General features: G+C 64.4%; 2 protein-coding genes and 1 pseudogene. 2 read left to right on the top strand and 1 reads right to left on the bottom strand.

Annotation, left to right across the window (positions count from 1 at the left end):
• A pseudogene (locus tag AC0L3S_RS38940) lies at positions 1-1107 on the top strand (caspase family protein); the annotation flags it as partial.
• A 29-nt stretch (positions 1108-1136) separates the two neighbouring features.
• Here the strand turns inward: AC0L3S_RS38940 and AC0L3S_RS38935 are convergent.
• Positions 1137-1580, bottom strand: coding sequence for a hypothetical protein (locus AC0L3S_RS38935; protein WP_473285240.1), 444 nt, complete (start codon positions 1578-1580; stop codon positions 1137-1139).
• 310 nt (positions 1581-1890) lie between these two features.
• Between AC0L3S_RS38935 and AC0L3S_RS38930 the strand changes: the two genes are divergently transcribed.
• Positions 1891-2123 (top strand): caspase family protein (locus AC0L3S_RS38930; protein WP_473267059.1); only part of this gene is annotated, 233 nt, incomplete at its 3' end.

Genomic DNA, 2123 nt, shown 5'->3' with positions numbered 1-2123 from the left:
GGCCGGGTCCGCGACGAGGTGCTGAAGAGCACGGGACGGCGGCAGGAGCCGTTCGTCTACGGATCGCTCGGTGGCGACACCGTGGCGCTGGTGCCGCAGGTTGCGCCGCCCGTCGATCCGAACGCGGAAGCCCGGCGGGACTACGAATTTGCGGCTCAGATCGGCACAAGGGAGGCATGGACCTCGTTTCTCGGCGTTCACGGTAGCGGCCCCTACGCTGTGTCTGCTCATGCGGCCCTCGACAAGCTGGACGCGGCGGAGAAGGCCCGTGAAAAGGCAGACCTGCTGAGGCGGCAAGCCGAACAGCAGGCCAGGCAGAAGAACGAGGACGTCAAGAAGCAGATCGAGGAGCAGGCTGCGCGCCAGGCCGAGCAGGCGAAGCTCCAGGTCTCGGAACAGACCCGGCGCGATCTGGAGAAGGAGCGCCAACGCCTCGCCGACCAGGCCAGGCGCGAGCTCGACGATGCCCGGCGGCAGGTTGCGGAGGCGCGCCGGCAGGCCGAGGACGCGGCCCTTCAGGTCGAGCAGGCGAAGAAGCAGGCCGCGCTGGAAGCGCAGCAACAGATCGAGGCGGCAAGGCGCGAACAGGAACAGCGCGAGCGGGAGCGACAGGCCACACTTGCGGCGCTAACTCCGTCGGCTGCGCCGGCGCCTGCCCCTGCGCCGGTTGCCAAGCCGGCAATGGATCCGGCGGACGTCGCCCGTCTGCTCCAGGCCCATCTGAAGCGCGTCGGCTGCGATCCCGGTGCGGCCGACGGTGCCTGGACGACGCCGTCGCAAAAGGCGCTCGACAATTTCAACCGAAACGCCGGCACCAAATTCGACGTCAAAGTTGCAAGTCTCGATGCGCTCGATGCGGTGCGCGGCAGGCCCAATCGTGTCTGTCCGCTGGTGTGCGCCAAGGGACAAAAGGTAGAGGGCGATCATTGCGTCCAGATCGTCTGTGACGGTAACGACGTGCTGGATGCCCAGGGCATGTGCCGCCGGCGTCCCGATCCGCCGCCGCAGAAGTCAAAGGCGGTATCGCGTCACGAGCCGAGCCCGCGCGGTCGCTCGCGTCCGTCCGGCGGAGCCGATTCATGCGGCGGCAGTTGTGAAGGCGATTGAGATCGGCGCCGATGGGACGGTGCCGGGACTCACAGGCTGGGAACGACGTTGACGTTGACTTTCAGGTTCAGGAACGTGCGCTTGCCGGTGCCGTCCTCGAAGTAGAGACGGCTTTCGAAGTGGTCGCTGCCGGTAAAGCCGGAGTTCGGCCGGTACACAGCCTTTGTCGGGTTGACCAGGCTGTAGGATCCGTTCGCCGGAGAGACGACGACGTCCTGGCCCACGAACGGACCCAGCGACTGGAAGTTGAACCCGCAACCGCGGTCTTGCGCGACCCGCATCGGGATGACGACATTACAACCCTGGCAGATGTTGAATGCGGGGCGACGGCAAGCGGTGTTGGCATTCAGGCCGTGAGCGTTTTGGTAGCTCTTGTAGCCCGGGCGCATCTTGTCGGCGCTCGCAGTGTCGGACAGAAGCAACAAGGCGGAGGTTGCGAGCGACAACACGACTGTCATGAAAGGACGGATCATTTTGAAACCCTTGTCTGAAAACCTTCGGGTGGCCAATGAAGCAAAAGCGATTTATGCCGACATAGAAGCTCAAGCGCCTGGGGGAGGCAAGTATCTCCGGAAGGTTGCAGGACGGCTTCCCAATGCCATGCCACTTCCATTATCATTTCCGGCAGGGAGTCGCCGGTGGACACTGCGCGGCGGCAACCGTCTCGCCTGACGGCCGGGCCTGATGTGTGATCGATGGCACAGACCCGAGGGCGGACCGCTATCGAATAGTATTCATATTGATTGCAGCCACATTGCTGACGCGTGGAGCGAAGCCCGCATCATGATCCGATTGAGCCCTTCAGTCCCGACGTTGCGTTCAAGCCGGTTGGTCTGCCGGCTTGCGCTGTCGGTGTTGTGGATGCTGGTCGCGGCCTCGACTGCGCAGGCCGACAAGCGGGTGGCGCTGGTCCTTGGCGTGTCCAACTACCAGAGCGTCGCGCGGCTGGCTAATCCCGACAACGACGCGGCTGCCATCAGCGACGCGTTCAAGCGGATGGGGTTCGATATCGTGGA

It is taken from the genome of Bradyrhizobium sp. Ken01, from assembly GCF_055807355.1.
This window is presented reverse-complemented; position numbering and strand designations above follow the sequence as displayed.

Bases quoted from the DNA above. Each gene is read 5' to 3' on its own strand.
- AC0L3S_RS38935 (WP_473285240.1), bottom strand. From the start codon at position 1,580: ATGATCCGTCCTTTCATGACAGTCGTGTTGTCGCTCGCAACCTCCGCC.